Source organism: Streptomyces sp. NPDC033966, assembly GCF_055575955.1.
Map to the genome: position 1 here is coordinate 306,938 of NZ_JBVIRQ010000001.1, position 20,751 is coordinate 327,688.

Annotated in this window: 16 protein-coding genes; 7 read left to right on the forward strand and 9 right to left on the reverse strand. The window is 73.0% G+C overall.

Features of this window, described 5'->3' with window-relative positions; all coding sequences use genetic code 11:
• Window positions 1–11 precede the first annotated feature (11 nt).
• The 3 genes from ACZ518_RS01470 to ACZ518_RS01480 all read right to left on the reverse strand — a co-directional run bounded on the left by ACZ518_RS01470 (window position 12) and on the right by ACZ518_RS01480 (window position 5,107).
• The gene (locus ACZ518_RS01470) at window positions 12–1,256 is read right to left on the reverse strand and encodes a L,D-transpeptidase (RefSeq protein ID WP_469111008.1); all 1,245 of its coding nucleotides are present in this window, start codon (window positions 1,254–1,256) and stop codon (window positions 12–14) included.
• A gap of 112 nt (window positions 1,257–1,368) precedes the next feature.
• Window positions 1,369–3,678 carry a choice-of-anchor A family protein gene (locus ACZ518_RS01475; RefSeq protein WP_469111009.1) on the reverse strand — a complete coding sequence of 770 codons (2,310 nt, stop codon included), beginning with the start codon at window positions 3,676–3,678 and terminating at the stop codon, window positions 1,369–1,371.
• Between the two features lie 193 nt (window positions 3,679–3,871).
• Window positions 3,872–5,107, reverse strand: a complete 1,236-nt coding sequence (locus ACZ518_RS01480; RefSeq protein WP_469111656.1) for a L,D-transpeptidase — start codon at window positions 5,105–5,107, stop codon at window positions 3,872–3,874.
• Between the two features lie 243 nt (window positions 5,108–5,350).
• Between ACZ518_RS01480 and glgX the strand changes: the two genes are divergently transcribed.
• Both glgX and ACZ518_RS01490 read left to right on the forward strand, forming a co-directional pair.
• Window positions 5,351–7,555 carry a glycogen debranching protein GlgX gene (gene glgX, locus ACZ518_RS01485; protein ID WP_469111657.1) on the forward strand — a complete coding sequence of 735 codons (2,205 nt, stop codon included), beginning with the start codon at window positions 5,351–5,353 and terminating at the stop codon, window positions 7,553–7,555.
• 145 nt (window positions 7,556–7,700) lie between these two features.
• Complete coding sequence (locus tag ACZ518_RS01490) at window positions 7,701–8,438, forward strand: CDP-alcohol phosphatidyltransferase family protein (RefSeq protein ID WP_469111010.1); 738 nt, start codon at window positions 7,701–7,703, stop codon at window positions 8,436–8,438.
• Here the strand turns inward: ACZ518_RS01490 and ACZ518_RS01495 are convergent.
• Window positions 8,419–8,928 carry an FAD synthase family protein gene (locus tag ACZ518_RS01495; RefSeq protein WP_469111011.1) on the reverse strand — a complete coding sequence of 170 codons (510 nt, stop codon included), beginning with the start codon at window positions 8,926–8,928 and terminating at the stop codon, window positions 8,419–8,421. The two genes, ACZ518_RS01490 and ACZ518_RS01495, sit on opposite strands and share 20 nt — an antisense overlap.
• A 157-nt stretch (window positions 8,929–9,085) precedes the next feature.
• On the opposite strand from ACZ518_RS01495, the gene ACZ518_RS01500 reads away from it, so the two are divergent.
• Genes ACZ518_RS01500 through ACZ518_RS01510 form a run of 3 tightly spaced genes read left to right on the forward strand, consistent with a single transcriptional unit; the run spans window position 9,086 to window position 13,208 of the window.
• Window positions 9,086–10,291 (forward strand): glycosyltransferase, encoded by a 1,206-nt coding sequence (locus ACZ518_RS01500; protein ID WP_469111658.1) that lies wholly within the window; start codon window positions 9,086–9,088, stop codon window positions 10,289–10,291.
• Window positions 10,288–12,000: a lipopolysaccharide biosynthesis protein gene (locus tag ACZ518_RS01505; RefSeq protein ID WP_469111012.1), complete on the forward strand. Its 1,713-nt coding sequence runs from the start codon at window positions 10,288–10,290 to the stop codon at window positions 11,998–12,000. The genes ACZ518_RS01500 and ACZ518_RS01505 overlap by 4 nt, the downstream gene beginning before the upstream one ends.
• A complete protein-coding gene (locus ACZ518_RS01510; protein ID WP_469111013.1) occupies window positions 11,997–13,208 on the forward strand; it encodes an MATE family efflux transporter in 1,212 nt (403 codons plus the stop codon). Before ACZ518_RS01505 ends, ACZ518_RS01510 begins: the two co-directional genes overlap by 4 nt.
• Before the next feature lie 83 nt (window positions 13,209–13,291).
• Here the strand turns inward: ACZ518_RS01510 and ACZ518_RS01515 are convergent, their stop codons facing one another.
• From ACZ518_RS01515 to ACZ518_RS01525, 3 genes are all read right to left on the reverse strand, one after another.
• The gene (locus ACZ518_RS01515; RefSeq protein WP_469111014.1) at window positions 13,292–14,758 is read right to left on the reverse strand and encodes a M23 family metallopeptidase; all 1,467 of its coding nucleotides are present in this window, start codon (window positions 14,756–14,758) and stop codon (window positions 13,292–13,294) included.
• 38 nt (window positions 14,759–14,796) lie between these two features.
• Complete coding sequence (locus tag ACZ518_RS01520) at window positions 14,797–16,092, reverse strand: transglycosylase family protein (protein WP_469111015.1); 1,296 nt, start codon at window positions 16,090–16,092, stop codon at window positions 14,797–14,799.
• A 230-nt stretch (window positions 16,093–16,322) separates the two neighbouring features.
• On the reverse strand, window positions 16,323–17,741 hold the full coding sequence (locus ACZ518_RS01525) for a hypothetical protein (RefSeq protein ID WP_469111659.1): 1,419 nt from the start codon (window positions 17,739–17,741) through the stop codon (window positions 16,323–16,325).
• Between the two features lie 189 nt (window positions 17,742–17,930).
• Between ACZ518_RS01525 and ACZ518_RS01530 the strand changes: the two genes are divergently transcribed.
• Both ACZ518_RS01530 and ACZ518_RS01535 read left to right on the forward strand, forming a co-directional pair.
• A complete protein-coding gene (locus ACZ518_RS01530) occupies window positions 17,931–18,470 on the forward strand; it encodes a WcaF family extracellular polysaccharide biosynthesis acetyltransferase (RefSeq protein WP_469111016.1) in 540 nt (179 codons plus the stop codon).
• Entirely contained in the window at window positions 18,467–19,585 is a 1,119-nt protein-coding gene (locus ACZ518_RS01535) for a glycosyltransferase (RefSeq protein ID WP_469111017.1), read from the forward strand. The genes ACZ518_RS01530 and ACZ518_RS01535 overlap by 4 nt, the downstream gene beginning before the upstream one ends.
• A 110-nt stretch (window positions 19,586–19,695) precedes the next feature.
• On the opposite strand, the gene ACZ518_RS01540 is transcribed toward ACZ518_RS01535, so the two are convergent.
• Window positions 19,696–19,914: a hypothetical protein gene (locus tag ACZ518_RS01540; RefSeq protein WP_469111018.1), complete on the reverse strand. Its 219-nt coding sequence runs from the start codon at window positions 19,912–19,914 to the stop codon at window positions 19,696–19,698.
• A gap of 132 nt (window positions 19,915–20,046) precedes the next feature.
• Window positions 20,047–20,739 (reverse strand): hypothetical protein, encoded by a 693-nt coding sequence (locus tag ACZ518_RS01545; RefSeq protein ID WP_469111019.1) that lies wholly within the window; start codon window positions 20,737–20,739, stop codon window positions 20,047–20,049.
• Window positions 20,740–20,751 lie beyond the last annotated feature (12 nt).

Consider the following 20,751-nt stretch of genomic DNA (forward strand, 5'->3'; position numbering starts at 1 on the left):
ACGCGGATCGGTTACTTGATCCACTCCGCCCAGTCCATGTTCCAGCCGTTGAGGCCGTTGTCCGGGGCGATCTGCTTGTCCTTGGAGTTCTTCACGACGACCACGTCGCCGATCAGCGACTCGTTGAAGAACCACGCCGCGGGGGTGTTGGGGTCGCCGGCGCCGCGCTCGTCCTCCAGGCCGACACAGCCGTGGCTGACGTTCTCCGAGCCGAACGTGCTGGAGGAGGCCCAGTAGTTGCCGTGGACGAAGGTGCCGGAGGTCGACAGCCGCATCGCGTGCGGGACGTCCGAGATGTCGTACTCGCCGCCGAAGCCGACGGTGGCGCCGTTCATCCGGGTCACCTTGTACTTCTCGCTGATGACCATCTGACCGTTGTAGGTGGTCGTCGACGGGGCGCCCGCGGTGATCGGGATGGTCTTGAGCACCTGGCCGTCGCGGACGACCTCCATCTTCTTGGAGGTGGCGTCGACGGTGGTGACCTGGGAGCGGCCGACGGTGAAGGTGACCGTGCGGGTCTGCTTGCCGTAGACGCCGGGACGGCCCTCGACGCCGTCGAGCGCGAGCTTCACGGTGACCTTGGTGCCCGCGGCCCAGTACTTCTCGGGGCGGAAGTCGAGGCGGTCGTTGCCGAACCAGTGGCCCTCGACCGGCACGGACGGCTCGGCCGTGACCGTGATGGCCTTCTCGACGGCCTCGGTGTTGGTGATGCCGCGGGTGAAGTTGATGGACACCGGCATGCCCACGCCGACGGTCGAGCCGTCCTCGGGGGTGTAGTGGCCCACGAAGGTGTTCTGCGGGGTCAGGGTGGTGAAGGTGGTGTCCTTGGCGGACTCCCGGCCGGCCTCGTCCTTGGCCACCGCGTGCACCTTGTACTCGGTGGCGGCGGCCAGGTTGCGGGCGGGCTCCCAGGACGCGCCGTCGGCGGCCACCTTGCCCTCCACCGCGTTGCCCTTGGTGTCGGCCACCGTCACGGTGGTCAGCTTGCCCCCGCTGCTGGTGATCTTCAGGACGCCGCTGGTGGCGACTTCCTTCGACCCGTCGTCCGGCTTGACGTTGACCACGGCCTTGGACGCCTCGGTGCCGGTCTTCGCCGTGCCACCCCCGGCCTTGCCGTTGTCCCCGCCGCTGCCCCCGCTGTTGCCGCCGCCGCTGCACGCGCTGGTCAGCAGCAGGGCCGCCCCCAGCAGAACGGCCGGCAGGCCGGTGCGGACGCGGCCGCGTATCGGCTGCAGGTTCACTCGTGTTCTCCCCATGTCCCCCGCGCACGGACAGTCGCGCGCTTGTCGACAGGAAATCACATGGGGAGATTACGAATAGGCACAGTCGTGTCACCGTTCCGTCCCAAGTGCCGGGGCGGACGGGCGGTCAGGCCTTGCGGTCACCGCCCAGCGGCCACTCGCCGGGGTTCCAGCCGGGACCGTCGGGACCCCCGTGGTCGGGCCGCCCGTGGTCGGGACCCCCGTGGTCGGGGCCGTCGTGGTCGGGACCCCCGTGGTCGGGACCTTCGTGGTCGGGACGGCCGTGGTCCGGCTTGCCGTGGTCGGGCTTGTCCTTGCAGTGGCAGGTCTGGCCGTCGTGCGCGCGCTTGTTGAGGAGGGTGACGGCGATCCGGTGGCCCGGGGTGCGCCCGTCCAGGGTCAGCGGGCCCGTCACCGGGTCGCGCGGCAGCACGTAGCCGTCGGGAACGTCCACCTCGACCACGTAGTACGCGCCGTTCTGGAGCCCGTCGAAGGCGCAGACGCCGTCCCGGCCGGTGGTGCACTCGTCCCCGACCCGCTCGTCGGCGTCGTCGCCGCTCCGCTGGAGGCCCGCGGCGCGTCCGGTCTCCCGCCACAGCTCGAACTCCGCGCCGCGCAGCGGCCGCTTCGTCTTGGCGTCCTTCTTCAGCACCTTGATGGTGCCGGCCGGGTCGTCGTCCTCCTTCTTGTTCGGGACGGTGACGACGACGAGCTCCTCGGTCTCACCGCGTTCCAGCTCGAAGGCGGTGACGGGGTCGCGGGGGCGTTCGTAGCCGTCCGGGAGGCCGACCTCCCGCCAGTAGTAGCGCTCGCTGACCGGCAGCTCGACCGTGCAGGAGCCGCGCGCGTCGGTCACGCAGACGCCGTCGAGCCGGGTGTCGGGCCGCTCTCCGGTCTGCAGGCCTGCGGTGCCGTTGCTCTCGCGCCACAGTTCGAAGCGGGCGCCGGGCAGCGGGTCGCCGGTGTCCTTGTCGACCTTCCGCAGCACCACCCGGGCACTCTCGACCGGAGGGACGGGGGTCCTGTTGTTCACGGCCGTCCACCGCACTCCCCGGGCGGCGTTCTCGGCCGTCAGGACCAGCGTGTGGACGGGCTGTGCGGGCAGGTCGTAGCCGGGGGGCGGGGCCGTCTCGCGCCAGTAGTAGGTGCCGAGCTCCTCCACCTGCGTACAGGTCCCGTCCGCGCCGGTGGTGCAGTCGGCGACCTTGGTGTCCGGGTTCGCGCCGGTGGGCTGGAGGCCGTCGACCGTGTTGGTCTCCTTCCACAGCTCGAACGTGGCCCCGGGAAGGGCCCGGCCGTTCTCGTCGTGCTTGACGACGGACACCGAGCCCCTGGCCGGCGGGACGGTCGCGCAGTCGGGCAGGTCGCCGTTGAAGGGGTACGCGTGGAACTCCGCGCCCAGGCCGGTGGTCTCCGTCGGGCTGGTGTGGGTCACGTTGCCGGCGGTGAAGAAGCGGCCGTTCATGCCGATCACGGACACGTTGGCGACCGAGGCCTCCGGTCCGATCAGGACGCTGCCGCCGAGCTGCGCCGAACCGGCGATGGTGACCGATTCGGCGTCGGGGAAGTTCCACAGCAGCCGCTCGCGCAGCCCGGCGGGGAGCAGGACGTTGTTGACGCGCAGGGCGGGGTTCTCCCCGACGACGTTGACCAGGACCGTGGCGTTCTCCGGGATGCCGGCGAAGCGCAGCGTCTGCTGGGCTTCGCCGGAATGGGCGGAAAGGTCGAAGTCCACGTTGAAGACCTGGAGCGGCGAGCGGCCGTCGCCGGTGAAGACGGTCTCCTGGGTGCTCCACACGGCCCGGCCGGTCGGCGTGCGCGGGACTCCGCCGGGCAGCGCGTAGCAGGTGCTGGCGGTGGCGAGCGCGCCGCGCAGGCGGGCGTAGGGTTCGGCGGCGTTCGGGTCTGGGATGCGGGTGCCGGTCACGGTGCCGCCGCCGGTGAGGGCGCCCGCGAAGCGGACGACACCGCCGTCGGCGAGGAGGGTCTGGCGCGGGGCGACGTTGACGTCGCCCCCGGTGGTCAGGAAGTCGGAGCCGCTCGGCGGGGGGACGCGGGAGCCGACTCCGGCGATGCCGACGTTGTAGACCAGTCCTCCGGCGGACTTGTTCATGTCGAAGTCGCCGAGGACGACGACCTTCCCCTCGGCCTCGGCGGCGCCCCGGCGCACCAGCATGTCCCCGCCGACGAAGACGTTGATGTTCGCGTCCCGGCCGGTGAAGTCCCGGTTGTTGGGGTCCGGCCAGACCGACGGGCAGCCCTCGCCCGGGAGGGTACCGGGGATGCAGGGCCCGAGGCCGCCGGGCAACGGGGCCCTCAGGGTGCGCGCCGTGGCGGCGGCCGGCTCGTTGCCGGGGCCCGCCGCGACGGCCGCGGGGGACCCGGTGGCGATGACGACGCCCACGGCCAGCCCGAGGGTCCATTTCCTTGCTGACATGACACTCCGTCCGATGTCTCGGCCACCTGCCCGCGCCGATGGCCCTGACAGGCTGCGGGCGGGGTTCGGCGCGGCGGACGGAAGACACTCGGCGAGTACGGCATTCCGGTCCGACAATCACTCGATTGCACCGCTCCCCCGGGGTGCGGGGCGGTCCGGAATATGTCAGTCGCCGCGCGGTGGGCGCGGGCCGTCAGCCGATGGCGGAGCCCGCCACCCAGTCGGCCCAGGACATGTTCCAGCCGCCCAGTCCGTTGTTGGGGGCGACGGTCTTGTCCTGCGAGTTCACGACCTCCACCACGTCCCCGACCAGCGTCCGGTCGAAGAACCAGCCCGCCGGGGTGTCCGAGCCGCCGCCCTTGTCGTCGCGCAGGCCCACGCAGCCGTGGCTGGTGTTGGTGGAGCCGAAGGTGTCCGGGCTGGCCCAGTAGTTGCCGTGCAGGAAGGTGCCGGAGGCGGTGAGCCGCATGGCGTGCGGGACGTCCGGGATGTCGTACTCGCCCTTGCCGTCCTCGCTGGTGAAGCCGACGGTGGCGCCGTTCATCCGGGTGACGTCGAACATCTCCATCACCACCATCTTGCCGTTGTAGGTGGTGTTCTTCGGCGCCCCGGCGCTGATGGGGATGGTGGACACCAGCTGCCCGTCCCGGCGGACCTCCATGGTGTGCGCCTCCGCGTCGACGACGGAGACCTGGGAGCGGCCGACGGTGAAGCGGATGGTCTTGTCCTGGATGCCGTACGAGCCGGGCGCGCCCTCGATGTCGCGGAGCTTCATCTTCACGGTGACCTCGGTGCCGGCCTTCCAGTAGGTCTTGGGCCGGAAGTCGAGGCGTTCGGAGCCGAACCAGTGGCCGACGACCTCGACGGCCGGGTCGGAGGTGACGGTGATGGCCCGCTCCACGTCGGCGCGCTGCTTGATCGGCCGGTTGAAGTTGAAGGAGACGATCATGCCGGTGCCGACGGTGGAGCGGTTCTCGGGTTTGAAGTAGCCGATGAACCGCTCCTCGGGGACGTAGGTGGTGAAGGTGGTGTGCCGGGCCTGGCGGCGGTTGTGCCCGTCGAGGGCGACCGCGTCGACGGTGTACTTGGCGGCGAGCGCGAGCCGTCCGGCGTCGGGGTCGGGGCTCCAGCTGAGGCCGTCGGCGGCGATCTCGCCGGGGACCTCCTCCTCCTGGGCGTCCTCGACCTTGGTGACCCTGACCCGTTCGAGGCGGCCCTCGGGGACGTTCACCCGCAGGGGGCCCTCGGCCGGTACGCCCTTGGCGTTGTCGTCGGGGGTGATCCGGATGGCCTCGTCCGGGGATCGGGGTTTGCCGGGCAGCTGGATCTCGACGGGGGAGCCGCCGTCCTCGGTGCAGCCGGTCAGCCCGCCCAGCAGGCCCGCCCACGCCGCCACGGCGGCCAAGCCCGCCCCTGCCCGCCTCGTCAGAAGAGTCACGTTCCGTCCAACGACCGGGGCCCTCCGGGGGAAACGTGAGGGCCGGGCACGTTCCGGGCAGAACAGTCCGGGCAGAACAGTGGGAAGGACCAGACGGGGCGGGCCCTGGCCGGGACGCCGGGCCGCATTGCCCCCGCCGGTACCGAGGAGCCGTGGAGGCGGGCAGTGTCGAGCGCAGCCGAGCAAGAGGCGGTGGATGCCGCCGGCAGCGATGCCGGCCGGCCCGTCGAGGGGATGGACGCCGTACGCGAGCGCGTCCAGGCGAAGGTGTTACGGGCGGCCGCGCACCCGCCGCCACCGGTGTGGCCGGGCTCCTCGCACCCGCTGGGGGCCCGCTACCACGCGGGGCCGGCCGGGGTGGAGGGCACCAACTTCGCGCTCTGGGCGCAGGGCGCGGAGGCGGTGGAGCTGTGCCTTTTCGACGCCCTCGGGGCGGAGACCCGCTGCACCCTGACCGAGCTGACGCACGAGATCTGGCACGGCTTCGTCCCGGGCGTGCGGCCCGGGCAGCGGTACGGCTTCCGGGTGCACGGGCGCTGGGACCCCTGGACGGGCGCCCGGTACAACCCGGCGAAGCTGCTGCTGGACCCGTACGCGCGGGCCGTCGACGGCGATTTCTCGCTGCCGCCGGAGGTGTACGGGCACGTCCGGGACTGGCCGCAGCAGTACATCGCGGACACGGTGCGCGACGACCGGGACTCGGCCCCGTACGTCCCGAAGGGGGTGGTCGTCCACGATGACGACGACTGGTCGGACGACGTCCGGCCGAAGACGCCCTGGGCCGATACGGTGATCTACGAGCTGCACGTGCGCGGGTTCACGATGCGCCATCCGGGTGTTCCGGAGGAGCTGCGCGGCACGTACGCGGGACTGGCCCATCCGGCGGCGGTGGAGCACCTGAAGACGCTGGGCGTGACGGCGGTGGAGCTGCTGCCGGTGCACCAGTTCGCGCACGAGGACCACCTGCTGCGGCGCGGCCTGCGCAACTACTGGGGGTACAACTCGGTGGGGTACTTCGCCCCGCACGCCGGGTACTCCGCGAGCGGGACGGCGGGGCAGCAGGTCGGCGAGTTCAAGCGGATGGTGAAGGCCCTGCACGCGGCGGGGATCGAGGTCATCCTCGACGTGGTCTACAACCACACGGCGGAGGCCGGGGAGCTGGGGCCGACCCTTTCGCTGCGCGGGGTCGACAACCGGGGCTACTACCGGCTCCAGTCCGACCAGCGCCGCTACGCCGACTACACGGGCTGCGGGAACACCCTGCACGCCGGACGCCCGCACGTGCTGCGGCTGATCACGGACTCGCTGCGGTACTGGGTGACCGAGATGGGGGTGGACGGTTTCCGCTTCGACCTGGCGGCGGCGCTGGCCCGCTCGATGCACGACGTGGACATGCTGTCGCCGTTCCTCGCGGTGATCGCCCAGGACCCGGTGCTGCGGCGGGTCAAGCTGATCGCGGAGCCGTGGGACGTGGGCTCGGGCGGCTACCAGGTGGGGGCGTTCCCGCCGCTGTGGACGGAGTGGAACGACCGGTACCGGGATGCCGTGCGGGACTTCTGGCGGGGTGCGCTGCCCGACGTACGGGACCTGGGGTACCGGCTGTCGGGGTCGAGCGACCTGTACGCGTGGGGCGGGAGGCGGCCGTACGCCTCGGTGAACTTCGTGACCGCGCACGACGGGTTCACCCTGCGCGACCTGGTGTCGTACGAGCGCAAGCACAACGAGGCGAACGGGGAGGCGAACCGGGACGGCACCAACGACAACCGGTCCTGGAACTGCGGGGCCGAGGGCGAGAGCGGGGACCCGCGGATCGGGGCGCTGCGGCGGCGGCAGCTGCGCAACCTGCTGACGACGCTGCTGCTGTCGACGGGGGTGCCGATGCTGGTGGCGGGCGACGAGTTCGGGCGTACGCAGGGCGGCAACAACAACGCGTACTGCCAGGACAACGAGACGGGGTGGGTGGACTGGTCGCTGCTGTCCGACCCGGAGTGGAGCGGCCTGTTCGCGCTGACCCGGCGGCTGGTCTCGCTGCGCCAGGCCCATCCGGTGCTGCGCCGGCGGGCGTTCTTCTCGGGGCGGCCGCAGGGTGCGGACGGGCTGCGGGACCTGGCCTGGTTCACCCCGGCGGGCGCGGAGATGACGGAGCGGGACTGGTACGCCCCGGCCGCCGCGGTGGGCCTGTACCTGTCGGGGCGGGACATCCCGGGGCGGGACGAGCGGGGCCGCCAGGTGACGGACGACAGTTTCCTCGCGCTGCTGCACGCCGGGGACCGGCCGGTGGAGTGGATGCTGCCGGGCGCGCCGTGGGCGACGGCGTACGAGCTGGTGCTGGACACCGCGCGGGAGTCCCAGGAGGCTCCGCCGGGGACCCGGCACCGGGGCGGGGAGGCGCTGGCGGTCCCGGCCCGGTCGGTGCTGCTGCTGCGGGTGGTGGGGTGAGGCGGCCGGCTGCTTCCGTGGGTTGACCGATCCGGAGCGGAACCTTTCGCTCCCCCTGCGATGATGTGCCCTTCCTGTGAACACACGACCACATGAACACACGAACACGCGAACACATCACCACATGGACAGGGCAGGGGCAGGCATGGGGAGATTCGGGACCGCGCTCCGGGAACTGCGGGGGGCGCAGAAGTCGGCCAAGGGGGTGTCGCTCTACTCCCGGTTCGTCAACCGGCCCGCCGGCCGGTACCTGGCGGCCGGTTCGTACGCGTTGGGCCTGACGCCCAACCAGGTCACCCTGGTCAGCGCCGCGTTCAGCTTCGCCGCCGTCGCCGCGGTCGCGCTGGCCGCGCCCTCCTGGGGGCTGGGGATAGCCGTCTGGGCGGCGCTCGCGGTCGGCTTCGCCTTCGACTCGGCCGACGGCCAGCTCGCCCGGCTCCGCGGCGGCGGGAGCGCGGCGGGCGAGTGGCTCGACCACGTCGTGGATGCCGCCAAGCTGACCGCGCTGCACGCCTGCGTGCTCATCGCCTTCCACCGCTTCCCCGAGGCGTTCGGGATCGGAGGGGGCGGCACCGGATCGGACGCCTGGCTGCTGGTGCCGCTGGGCTTCCAGTTCGCCGCCGTGGTCACCTTCTTCGGCGGGCTGCTGACCGAGAAGCTCAAGCCGAAGGCCGCCCCGGGCAGCCCGGCCGCCGCCCCGTCGACCCTGCGCGCGGTGGCGCTGCTCCCCGTGGACTACGGGGTGTTCTGCCTGGTGTTCCTGCTGCTGGGCGGCGGGGCGCTGTTCCGCTGGGCGTACGCGGGCCTGGGCGCGGTCGCCGCCCTGTTCCTGCTGGCGTTCCTGGCGAAGTGGTTCCGCGAGCTCAGCGCCGTTCGGCGGTGAGCTGCTCCGGCAGCGGCGGGTGCGCCTGCTGGGCGAGGGCGTCCAGGGCCCGGCGCAGCTGGGTGCTGGAGGTGTGCACGGTGTAGGGGAAGTAGACGACGTCGACCCCGTGGGCGGCGAAGTCCCGTTCCAGTTTGTCCCCCTTGGGGGTGCCGCGCCAGTCGTCGCCCTTGAAGATGACGTCGAAGCGGACCTGCTTCCAGGTCTCCACCTTGTCCGGGACCGTCTCCACGAAGGCGGCGTCGACGTACTTGACGCTGCGGACGATCTCCAGCCGCTCGACGAGCGGGATCATCGGACGGCTCCCCTTGGCCAGTTCGGCCATCTCGTCCGAGACCACGCCGGCGACGAGGTAGTCGCACCGGCTGCGGGCGTGCCGGAGGATGTTGAGGTGGCCTATGTGGAACAGGTCGTAGGCACCGGGTGCGTAGCCCACCCGGTACGGCCTGCGCGTGGACGGCACAGGATCGGTCATGTCGTGCTCCGTCATCGGTTACCCCCCAGCGGCCGCACCCCCGGTGCGGCGGATTAGCCGACAATAGCCTGCGCGTTCCCATACCGGTCGGGTGAACGAATAGGGTGACGTGCGCATCATCCAGGGGAGAAGGGGACGTTCAGTGTCCACATCCGGTCACCGGCGCCTGCTGCTGGTTTCCACCAACTACGCCCCGGAGCATGCGGGCATAGGCCCGTACGCCACCCAGATCGCGGAGCACTGGGCGAGTACCGGTCACGACGCGCACGTTCTGGCGGGCATGCCGCACTACCCGGCCTGGTCGGTCGAGCCGGAGTACAAGGGGAAGCTGCGGCACACCGAGAAGCGCGCGGGGGTCACCGTGCACCGGCGCGCGCACACCGTGCCGCCCCGTCAGACCGCGGTCAGGCGGGCCCTGTTCGAAGGATCGATTCTGCTGCACGGTGCCGTGGCCCCGCCCCGGATGCCGAAGCCCGACCTGGTCATGGCGCAGATGCCGAGCCTCGCCGGCGGGGTGACGGCAGCACGGCTCGCGGCCCGCTGGAAGGTGCCGTTCGTACCCGTCGTCCAGGACCTGATGGGCGCCGCGGCCGCGCAGAGCGGCATCAGCGGCGGGGACAAGGCGGCCGCGTTCGCCGGGCGCGCGGAGGCGTACGCCCTCAAGCGGGCCACCTTGGTCGGCGTCATCCACGAGACGTTCGTGGACCGGGTCGTGGCGATGGGCGTGGCCCCGGAGAAGATCCGCCTCGTCCCCAACTGGTCGCACGTGGCCAAGCCCACGAAGCCGCGCGGGGAGACCCGCCACCACCTGGGGTGGGCGCCGGGCCAGACCGTCGTCCTGCACTCCGGGAACATGGGCCTCAAGCAGGGCCTCGAAGTCCTCGTCGGCGCCGCCCGGCTGGATCCGGAGGTCCGCTTCGTCCTCATGGGCGACGGCAGCCAGCGCACGGCCCTCGCGAGCCTCGCCGCCGACGTGCCGAACCTGGACATCATCCCCCCGGCCGCCGACGGCGGTTTCCCGGACGTGCTCGCCGCGGCGGACGTCCTCGCGGTCACGCAGCACGCCGCCGTGCTGGACATGAGCGTGCCGTCCAAGCTCACCTCCTACTTCCAGGCCGGGCGGCCCGTCGTCGCCTCCGTCGCGGCGCAGGGCGGGACCGCGCAGGAGGTACGGCGTTCGGGGGCCGGGGTGCTGGTACCGCCGGAAGACCCCGAGGCGCTGCTGAAGGCCGTCCGGTCCCTGGCCGAGGACCCCGAGGGCGCGGACGCCCTCGGTGCCGCCGGACCCGTCCACGTGGCGGCCCACCTGAGCCGCGAAGCGGGCCTGGCCCGCATCGACGCACTGATCGACGAAGCACTCGGGGGTCCCCGGTCGTGACCGAGACGAACCGCCCGGTGACGGCCCCGGCCGAGGACGAACCCGATCTCCTCCGGGACCAGTTCAAGCAGCTCCTGCGCTACCGCCGGCTCCTCGGCGCCGGCGTGGCCGTCGGCCTGCTGGGCGGCGTCTACCTGGGCGTCTCCACTGCGGACACCTACGTGTCCGTCGCGGACGTGGTGCTGCGCGCGCCCACCGACGACCCGTTCAACCCGAGCCTCGCCCCCGACAAGGCCATCAACATCGGCTCGGAACGGCAGGTCGCGCTCTCCAGCTCCATCGCCGAGCAGGCCGCGAAGACGCTCGGCGTGTCCGCCAAGGACTTCCCGGCGTTCCGCGGCGGCCTCCAGGTGACCAACCCGCCGCAGACGATGGTGCTGCGCTTCACCTACACCGCGGCCTCCCCCCGGCAGGCCGCCAAACGCGCCGACGGCATGGCCGCCGCCTACCTGCTCAAGCGGCGGGAGGCCCTCGACGTCACCCGCGACACGATGGTCAAGGGGTACGAGGCCCAGCGCGACCCGGTCGCCAAGCAGCTCGACGAGGTGGCCCGGCAGATCAACAACATGCCGGCGGGCACCGCCCGTGACGCGTCCCTCTCCTCGCGGACCGACCTCCAGAACAAGGTCAACACCCTCAACGGCAACATCGCCAAGCTCCAGGCCCTGGACATGACCCCGGGCCGGGTCACCAGCGCGGCCACCCCGCCCGCCGCCCCCGACGGGCCGGGCGTCCCCATGTCGCTCGCGCTCGGCGCGGCCGTCGGCCTGGCGCTCGGCCTGCTCGCCGCGTGGGTCCGGCTGGTCTTCGACCCGGCGCCGCGCTCCGAGGGCGACGTGGCCCGGTCCCTGCGCGCGCCCGTACTGGGCCACCTGCCCCGGGACCGGACCGGCGGCGGCCCCCTCCTCGCGGCCGGGGAGGCCGATCCACGGCTCGCCGAGGAGTACCGCTCGGTGGCCTTCCGGCTCGCCTACGACTCCCGGTTCGCCGACCGGCGCCGGCTGCTGGTGGTCGCCCCGCGCGGCAGCAGCGAGACGGCCGCCGCGGTGGCCGTGAACCTGGCCGCCTCCTTCGCCGAGACCGGCAAGGACGTCCTGCTCATCGAGGCCGACCTGCGCACCCCGGTACTGGCCAGCCAGCTGCCGACCGACACCGGCGACCGGCCGCGCTGGAGCACCGGGGCGGACGGCGCGGCGGACGGCGACTCCGACTGGCCCGCCGGGCGCCGGCTCGTCGTGGACGCCGCCGAGTCCGGGGACTTCGACCTGATCCCCGGCGACCGGGTGCGCAACGTGCCCCGCGCCCTGACCTCCCCGCGCACCAGCCGGCTGATCTCCGAGGCCGACTCCCCCAACTCCACCGTCGTGGTGCTCGCGCCGCCCGTGCTCTCGTACGCCGACGCGCTCGCCCTGGTCGACCGCGTCGACGGCGTCCTCGTGGTCTGCGACCCGCGCGCCGTGCACCGCAGCGACCTGTCCCGGATCCGCGAGCTGATCAGCGGAGCCGGCGGGACCGTGCTGGGCGCGGTGCTGCACGCCCCGCTGCCCTCCGGCAAGCGCGGCGGCAGGTCCAAGGACGGGGCCGCGGCCGGCCCCGCCCCGGACGCGCCGCGGCCGCCGGCCGGCGGGGGCGCCGGATCCGCGGAGCCCGCCCCGGGCGAAGGGAGCGACACCGTGGCGCTGCGCACGGTCCGCACGGGCCGGAGGTGAGCCGGCGGGGTCTCGCCGCGGTCTCCTCGGTCCTGGACCAGGCCGCCTCCAGTGCCACGAACATCCTGGTGCTGGTGCTGGCCGCCCGGCTGTCGTCGGCGTCGGGGTTCGCCGCCTTCTCGGTGGTCTACGTGGCCTTCAGCGTGCTGCTCGGGCTCAACACGGCCTACGTCGGCCAGGCCGTGGTGCTGGAGAAGGGCGGGGGCCTGGGCAGGGTGTGCCGCTCCTCCGTGCTGTTCACGGCCGCCGCGTCGGCCGTGGCCGGGCTCGTACTGGCCGTGGCGGGCCTCGCGGTGCCCGGGGACGCCGGACCGGCGCTGCTCGCGCTGGGCCTCGTACTGCCGCCGGTCCTGGTACAGGACGGGCTGCGCTACTGCTTCTCCGCGCTGCGGGTGCCCGAGCGGGCGCTGGCGGCGGACATGCTGCGGCTGGTGTGCGTGGTCGCGGCGCTGGCCGTGCAGCCGCAGGGGGTGCCGGCGGGCCGGCTGGTGCTGGTGTGGGGGCTGTCCGCGCTGCCCGCGCTGGGGCTGGGGCTGTGGCTGCTGCGGCCGTTCGTCCGCGGGGTGCGCGGTGAGCTGCGGCCCTATCTGCGGCGCGGGCACCTGGGGCGGCGCTTCGTGGTCGAGTTCGCCGTGGGCAACGGCTCCAGCCAGCTCGCCGTGCTCGGGCTCGGCGCGTTCGCGACGCCGCTCGCCGTCGGTGCGCTGCGCGGCGCGAGCACCCTCTTCGGCCCGCTGAACGTGCTGTTCAACTCGGCGAACGCCTTCGGGCCGCCCGTGGTGGGGCGGGCCGGCGGAAAGCGGGGCGCGGTCCGGCTGACCGTGCTGACGGGCGCCGTCCTCGCGGTGCTGGGCGCGGGCTGGGCGGCGGTGCTGTACGTACTGCCGGACCGGCTGGGCCGGGAGCTGCTCGGCGACACCTGGCCGGCGGCCGCCGCGCTGCTGCCCGCCACGGGGACCCAGTACGCGGTCATGGGCCTGGGCACCTGCGCCCTGCTGACGCTGCGCGTGCTCGAACCGAAGGCCACCCTCTCGCTCCAGGTGGTGTTCTCGCTGCTGTCGGTGGGGCTGCTGCTGGGCGGGTTCGCCGTGTGGGGCGTGGCGGGCGCCGCCTGGGGCCTGGTCCTGGGTTCCGCCGCGAAGGCCGCCGCCGGGTGGCTGCGGGTGGCCCGGCTGAAGGTGCCGGCGCAGGTCGCTGCGGCCGCCTGAGGTACACGTGAGCGGGCCCGGGACGGTGTCGTCCCGGGCCCGCGGTGTGTCCGGATCAGGAGTACCGGATCAGGAGTACCGGATCAGTTGTAGGTGCCGGTGATCGAGACGCCGGTGTGGTTGCCGGCCACGCCCGTCAGGTCGACCGGGGCCGCGGGCGACCAGGTGCCGCTGACGGCGCGGATGGTGTGCAGGACCCGGCCGTCGGTGGTCACGAAGGCCGCCTGGAGCTCGTTGTTCACCTGCGCGGCCGCCACGTCCGTGACCGTCACACCGGAGGGGACGACCGACGAGAGGTCGTTCAGGACCCACTGGCCGCTCGCGAAGCGGGCCCCGTGGTAGCGCTTGGCACCGCCTTCGGTGGTCACCACCAGCTGGAGGTCACCGCCCGTACCGGCCACCGCGACATCGTCGACACCGGAGACCCCGGTCTCGGCGGAGGCGTCGCCCCAGTTGATCCACGTGCCGTCGGCGTGCCGGACCGTGTGGAAGAGCGAGCCGTTCGAGACGGCCACGACCTGGGTGTCGGTGCCCACCTGGGAGACCCCCACCTTCGTCACCGGGGCACCGCCCGGGTTGCCGACCGCGCCGAACGGCGCCCACGTCCCGTTCGCGCGGCGGACGGTGTGGTAGACCTTCCCGTCCGCCACCACCACGACCTGCACCTCGGTGCCCGAGGAGACCGCCGCCACCTGCGTGATGTTGGCGAGCGGACCGGCCTCGCCGTGCACGTCCCCGAAGTCCGACCAGGAGCGGTCGGCGAAGCGGATGGAGTGGTACAGCTTGCCCTCGTTGCTCACGGCGAGGACGTGCGTGTCGCCGTTGATGCCCGCCTCAGCGGTGGTCCGCACCCCGCCCGGGACCGCGCCGGTGACGCCCTGGACGTCGCCGAAGCCGGTCCAGGTCCGGTCGGCGTTGCGGACGGCGTGGTAGAGCCCGCCGCCGGACTCCACCGCGACCTGCGCCCGCCACTGGCCCGTCGGGGCCGGCGGGGTCGTCGTGTCGGCGCAGTTGCGGCTGGTCAGCGTCGAGCCCATCTGGAAGGGCTCGCCGTCGAAGACGGACTGCTTGACGGTGCCGTTGTACCGCTGCTCGTAGTGCAGGTGGGCGCCGGAGGAGTTGCCGGTGTTGCCCACGATGCCGATCTTCTGGCCGCGTACGACGCGGGTTCCCGCGCTGACGTCGTAGCCGTTGAGGTGGGCGTAGAGGCTCGTCGAGCCGTTGCCGTGGTCGATGACCACGTACTTGCCGTAACTGCGGTAGGAGCCGTCGGGGTTGGTGAGGGTGGTGGCGGTGCTGACGACGCCGTCGGCGCTGGCGAGCACGGGCTGGTTGGCGGTGGTGGCGCCGTGCGTCCAGTCGATCGACTGCATCGACGGGCTGTGGCCGCTGTACGTCTGGCCCAGCCAGGCCTGGTTGCAGCTGAACGGCATCTGGTAGGCGGGCCCCGCGGCGTAGGACGGGGAGGCGGCGAAGGCGACCAGGCCGGACGCGGCGAGGGCGAGGCCGGCGGCGGAGGTCAGCGCACGACGGCTGAAGGTGGTGGACATGGTGGCTCCTCGGATGTGTGGCGGGTGTCGTGCGCTGGTCAGTTGAAGGTGGCGGTGATGGACACGCCGGTGTGGTTGCCGCCGACGCCCGTCAGGTCCATGGGGGCGGCGCCCGTCCAGGTCCCGTCGAGGTGGCGGAGGGTGTGCAGGATCCGGCCGTCGGTGGTCACGAAGGCCGCCTGGAGCTGGTTGTCGACCGCGGCGGCCGCGACGTCGGTGACGGTGACTCCGGCCGGGACGACGGCGGAGAGGTCGTTGAGGACCCACTGGCCGCTCGCGAAGCGGGCCCCGTGGTAGCGCTTGGCACCGCCTTCGGTGGTCACCACCAGCTGGAGGTCACCGCCCGTACCGGCCACCGCGACATCGTCGACACCGAAGACCCCGGTCTCGGCGGAGGCGTCGCCCCAGTTGATCCACGTGCCGTCGGCGTGCCGGACCGTGTGGAAGAGCGAGCCGTTCGAGACGGCCACGACCTGGGTGTCGGTGCCCACCTGGGAGACCGCCACCTTCGTCACCGGGGCACCGCCCGGGTTGCCGACCGCGCCGAACGGCGCCCACGTCCCGTTCGCGTGCCGGACGGTGTGGTAGACCTTCCCGTCCGCCACCACCACGACCTGGAGCTCCGTACCCGACGACACCGCCGCCACCTGCGTCACGTTCGGCAGGGCGCCCGCGGCCGCGTGGACGTCCCCGAAGGTTCCCCAGGTGCGGTCCGCGTTGCGGATGGTGTGGTAGAGCTTGCCCTCGTTGCTCACGGCCAGGACGTGCGTGTCGCCGTTGATGCCCGCGTCGGCCGTCGTGCGTACGCCGCCCGGGACGGCCGCCGCCTCGCCGTCGACGTTGCCGAAGCGGGTCCAGGTGCCGTTGTCGAAGCGGGTGGCGTGGTAGATCCCGTTGCCCGAGCCGATCAGCACCTGCGCCTTCCACGACTGCGCGGGGGCCGGCGGGGTCGGTGCGTCCGGGTACGGGTCGGCGTGGTCGTTGCCGAGTCCGGCGAGGCGGCCGCAGCTCGGCCACGCGCCCGGACCCTGGCCGGCGAGGACCTTCTCGGCTATCAGGATCTGCTGCTTCTTGGTGGCCTGGTGGGCGTAGGACGCGTACGCCGTCCCCCCGTAGGCCCGCCAGGTCGACGCCGAGAACTGCAGCCCGCCGTAGTAGCCGTTGCCGGTGTTGATGCTCCAGTTGCCGGAGCTCTCGCACTGGGCGACCTTGTCCCACGTCGCCACGCTGGCGGCCGAGGCCGGGCCCGCGCCCAGGGAGAGCAGGACGGACGAGCCGACGGCCACGGTGGCGGTGACCGAGGCGAGCGTGGTCAGGCGACGACGAGCAGGCATGACAATCCCCCAGATTCCGGACGCGGATGAGCTGCGTGTGGGCAGCGGCACGGACGCGCAGTGGTGCGGTACCGGGTGTGCGCTCAGCCGCGCCGACCCGTTTCCCCCCGGCCCCTTGTCGCGGCCGTCGAGAGGATCATGGCTTCCGGGTCCGGGGGTGTTCCAGGGGTTCGGGGTGGCACGGAGGTGCCTGGCGCCATGCGGCCAGGCACGGGAGTTCCCGCGCCGGCTCAGCGCAGGGTGGCGCCCTCGTCCTGGCGGTACGTGGCCACCAGCGCGAGGCACATCGCGGCGATCGCGACCCGGCCGGAGGCCTGGAGCAGCGGCCCGCGCAGCAGGATGAAGGAGTACCCGGCGACCAGCGGGACCACGACCGAGACCAGGCTGCCCGGAGCGGAGCGGCGCGTGGCCCGCTTCGCGTAGCGGCGGTCGACGCGCGCGGCGGCGTACCCGATGCCCAGCAGGCCGGCGCCCATGCCCAACGGGCCGAAGTCCAGCCAGAGTTCGGCCCAGATCGGGGAGGAGAGGTTGGTGTTGACCGTGCCCATCCACTGGCCGACCATCACGCCCGTGTCGCGCGGCTTGCCCGGCCACACCGAGCGGGGCACCGCGAAGAAGACGGATCCGGCGAGCTGGCGCCCGTAGAAGTGGCCGGGTCCGGAGTCGGAGAAGGTGATGGTGTTGGCGAACATGCCGATCTGGTCGTAGTCCTTGAGTGCCATCGGCTCCAGGAACGAGGTCGTCTCGACGGGCTTGTAGTTCTTCTCGTCGTAGCGGAAGCGGTCCGCGAAGGGGAAGACGAGCAGGGCGACCACGACGGCCATCGACAGGGCCACCCGGTACATGGCGGGGCTCACCGGGAAAACGGTGAACAGCAGCGCGAACAGGACGGTCAGGAACCAGTAGCGCGGGTTCGAGACCGGGTTGTTCACGATCAGGTTGAGCACGGCCAGCCCCGCCCAGGTGACGATGACCGACACCTTGCGGCGGGCGAACTTCGAGGTGATGAGCCAGCGCGTGTACAGGAGCAGCGCGAGCAGCGCGGGCACGGTGCCGAAGCCGCGCAGCAGGGCCTGCCCGGCCTGGCCGTCGCCGTTGGAGACGCCCGCCTCCTGGATGCCGGCGATGATCTCCTGCCGGCTGGAGAAGAAGACGGCCGGGCCGCCGAGTTTGAGGATGAAGGCCGTGCTGCCCAGGAAGGCGAGGGCGGTCAGCAGCTGGAGCCTGCGCCGGTGGGCCATGACCGGCCGGGGTTCCTTCGGGGAGCCGCCCGCGCGGCCCGCGGGCCGGTGGCGGGCGAGCAGCACGCCGACGTCGAAGGCGGTGCAGCCGAGCAGGACCAGCCCGATGGCGAGGGTGAGGTCGGAGCGGGGCCCGACGACGGGGGTGGGGACCCGGCCCAGGACGGCCTGGGCGAGCGGGGCCACGCCCATGGCCATGTAGACGAAGAGCCAGAAGGAGCCCTGGAGCAGTTTGCGGCGGCTCGTGAGGACCATCGCGGAGAGCCGGGCGCCCGCGTACATGGTGAGCAGGAGCTGCAGCCAGTAGGCGGCGTCGCGCTGGCCGTCGCCGGACTGGACGGCGACGAAGAGGGGGAGGAAGACGGTGAAGCCGAGGGCGAGCGGCACGGACAGCGCCCGCGAGAGCATGGTGCGCGGGGTGGTGATCCTCCCCCACCGGGACTCGTCCTCGACGGGCGGCGGCACCGGCTCCACGGCGGGTTCGCGTATGTCCGTGGCCACTGTTGCCCCCACCCCCGTGCGTGATCAGCGCGCAGTCTAGTCTGAGCGTTCGGCGCGCCGGGAGGCGCGCCCGGGGTGGACGACGAGGGGCTTCTGTTGCGCGATCTTCCTGCCTTCACGCTGGCCGGATACGACAAGGGGCGCGGGTTCCTGACGCAGGCTCTGTGGTTCGCCGTGATGAACACCCTCTTCATGTCCTGGTTTTGTCCCGCCAAGCTGCGCGTGGCACTGCTGCGGGCCTTCGGGGCGAAGATCGGTGAGGGAGTGCTGATCCGGCACGGGGTGCGCGTGCTGTGGCCGTGGAAGCTGGAGGTCGGCGACCACACGTGGATCGGCGAGGGCGCCTGGCTGCTCAACCTGGAGCCGGTGACCATCGGTTCGCACGTCTGCCTGTCGCAGGAGTCCATGCTGTGCACCGGCTCGCACGACCACCGGGCCGCCGACTTCCGCTACCGCAACGCTCCGGTGACCGTCGAGGACGGCGCGTGGGTGGCGGTACGGGCGACCGTGCTGGCCGGTGTGACGGTGGGCCGCTGCGCGGTGGCGGGCGCGGGCGCCGTCGTCCACAAGGACCTCCCCGCCCTGACGCTGCAGACCCAGGACGGGCGGCGCCGCCCGGTGGAGGAGCCCAGGTGAAGGTCCTGCACGCCGTGACCCTCCACTCCCCCTCGCACGCCTTCGGCGGCCCGGTGCGAGTGGCCTTGAACCTGGCCCAGGGCCTGCGGGCGCGCGGCCACGAGGCGCGTCTGCTGGCGCTGGGCGAGGGCTTCGACCCCTGGCCGGCGTCGGTGGAGGGCGTCCCGGCGAAGCTGTTCCCGGCCCGCCGCCTCCTCCCCCTCGGCTTCAGCGGGATGACCTCGCCGGCCCTGCTGGCCTCGGCGTCCCGCCTGGTGCGGGACGCCGACGTGGTCCACGTCCACCTGGCCCGGGACCTGGTCACCCTGCCCGTGGCCCTGGCGGCCCTGCGCGCGCGCAGGCCCCTCGTCCTCCAGACCCACGGCATGGTGGACCCGAGCGACAGGCTCCTCGCGAAGCTCCTGGACGCGGTGGCGGTACGCCGCCTGCTGCGCGGCGCGGACGCCGTGCTGTACCTGACCCCGCACGAGCGCGCGGGCCTGGACGCGGTGGTGGGCGCCCCGCCCCTGGCGCGGGCCGTCCGCCTGGTCAACGGCACCCCTGCGCAGGAGGAGCGGCCGCCGCTCGCCGGGCCGCCGCGCATCCTGTACTCGGCCCGCCTCCAGGCGCGCAAGCGTCCGGTGGACTTCGTGGACGCGGCCCCGGCGGTCCTCGCCATGCACCCGGACGCGGAGTTCGTGGTGGCCGGCCCGGACGAGGGGGAGCTCGCCGCGGTCCGGGCCCGGATCACCGCCCTGGGCCTCGCCGACCGCTTCACCGTCCCCGGCGCCCTGTCCACCCCGGAGGTCCTCACGGAGCTGCGCCGCGCCCACGTCTACGTACTGCCCTCGGTGGACGAGCCGTTCCCGATGTCGGTGCTGGAGGCCCTCTCGGTGGGCGTCCCGTCGGTGGTCACCCACTCCAACGGCCTGGCCCGGGACATCGCCGCGGCGGGCGCGGGGCACGCGGTGGACCCCGGTCCCGAGGGCGTCTCCCGGGCGGTCCTGGCCCTCCTGGACCCCGCCACGAACGCCAAGGCCTCGGCGGCCGCCCGCGGACTCGCGGCGGCGTCCTTCTCCATGGACGCCGTACTGGACACCCTCCTGGACGTGTACGGGACGGCCGGCCGCCGCTGAGGCGGTGAGGGTCAGGCCTTGCCCTTGAGGGAGGCCACCAGCTGCTTCGCCAGCTTTTCGGTGGCCTTCGGGGCGGCCTTCGGGCCGGGAGAGGAGCAGGCGGGCAGGGGTCACAGGTCGTGGCGGTGGTGCTCCTCCACCACCGGGAAGGCCGCCGTGGCGCGGCGGCGCTTGAGGACGCTGGCGTAGACGCCGAGGCCGACGCACCCGGCCGCCATCATGATCAGCCCGACGAGGTCGAGGTTGACGCTCTCCAGCTCCCAGTCGCTCGCGAAGGTGAGGATGGCCCCCACCACGATCAGGGCGATGCAACCGCCGATGCCCCGCATAGGATTCGCCTCCGCTGTGTCGTGTGACGGCGCGGGTACCCGGAAGCCGGGTGCGAAAACGCCGCCCGCAGCCGGGGGTTCCGGTCGCGGGCGGCGTTCTGCGGAGCGTGGTGCGGTTACGCGGTTACGCGGTTACGCGGGGAGCCAGGCGTAGCAGCCCGTCGAGCTGAACCGGTCGGCTCCGGCGGGAACGGTGGCCGTGATGCGGTCGCCCGGCTTGGGCGGGGCCTCCGGGCCCGAGGTGAGGACGGAGCCGTCCTTGGCCTGGACCTCCCAGGTGCACGTGGTGCTCTGGGTGGCGGCCCGGTAGGTGCCGGGGGCCGGGGCGGGGCGCGGGCCGTCGGTGAAGCCCTTCTGGGCGGCGTCCAGGACCGGCTTCTGCTCCGGGCAGAGGAAGGTGATCGCGTCCTTGGCGCCGGTGACCTCGCCGGAGACGATGGACGCGGCCGCCGCGTCCTTGTCCCGCTTGGCCGTGCGCTCCACGCGCCGGCAGGTCTCCTGGCCGGTCTGGAGGACGGCGGCCGGGTCCGTCTTCTCGGGGACGCGCCCGCTCAGGTACTTCTTCTCGTTCTCCTCGAAGCTGCCCGTCTTCGGGGTGAGCTTCGCGTCCGGCAGGACCGGGCCCGCCGGCTTCGCGTCCGGTGACGCCGGTGCGGCGGGCGCCGTCGTGGCGTCCGCCGGGTCGGGCGCCGAGGACGGGGCCGGCGGCTTCGGCGTGGCGGCGCCCCGGGCGGTGCCGGCCTTGCCGTCGCCCGGGGAACTGCAGCCGGTCAGCGTCAGGGCGGCGGCGAGCAGGACGGCGGCCGCCGCGGAGCGTCGGTACATCAGGTGGCTCCC

Coding starts and splice junctions, on each gene's coding strand:
- ACZ518_RS01470 (WP_469111008.1), bottom strand. CDS start 1,256: ATGGGGAGAACACGAGTGAACCTGCAGCCGATACGCGGCCGCGTCCGC.
- ACZ518_RS01475 (WP_469111009.1), bottom strand. CDS start 3,678: ATGTCAGCAAGGAAATGGACCCTCGGGCTGGCCGTGGGCGTCGTCATC.
- glgX (WP_469111657.1), top strand. CDS start 5,351: ATGGACGCCGTACGCGAGCGCGTCCAGGCGAAGGTGTTACGGGCGGCC.
- ACZ518_RS01490 (WP_469111010.1), top strand. CDS start 7,701: ATGGGGAGATTCGGGACCGCGCTCCGGGAACTGCGGGGGGCGCAGAAG.
- ACZ518_RS01495 (WP_469111011.1), bottom strand. CDS start 8,928: ATGACGGAGCACGACATGACCGATCCTGTGCCGTCCACGCGCAGGCCG.
- ACZ518_RS01515 (WP_469111014.1), bottom strand. CDS start 14,758: ATGTCCACCACCTTCAGCCGTCGTGCGCTGACCTCCGCCGCCGGCCTC.
- ACZ518_RS01520 (WP_469111015.1), bottom strand. CDS start 16,092: ATGCCTGCTCGTCGTCGCCTGACCACGCTCGCCTCGGTCACCGCCACC.
- ACZ518_RS01525 (WP_469111659.1), bottom strand. CDS start 17,741: ATGCTCTCGCGGGCGCTGTCCGTGCCGCTCGCCCTCGGCTTCACCGTC.
- ACZ518_RS01540 (WP_469111018.1), bottom strand. CDS start 19,914: ATGCGGGGCATCGGCGGTTGCATCGCCCTGATCGTGGTGGGGGCCATC.
- ACZ518_RS01545 (WP_469111019.1), bottom strand. CDS start 20,739: ATGTACCGACGCTCCGCGGCGGCCGCCGTCCTGCTCGCCGCCGCCCTG.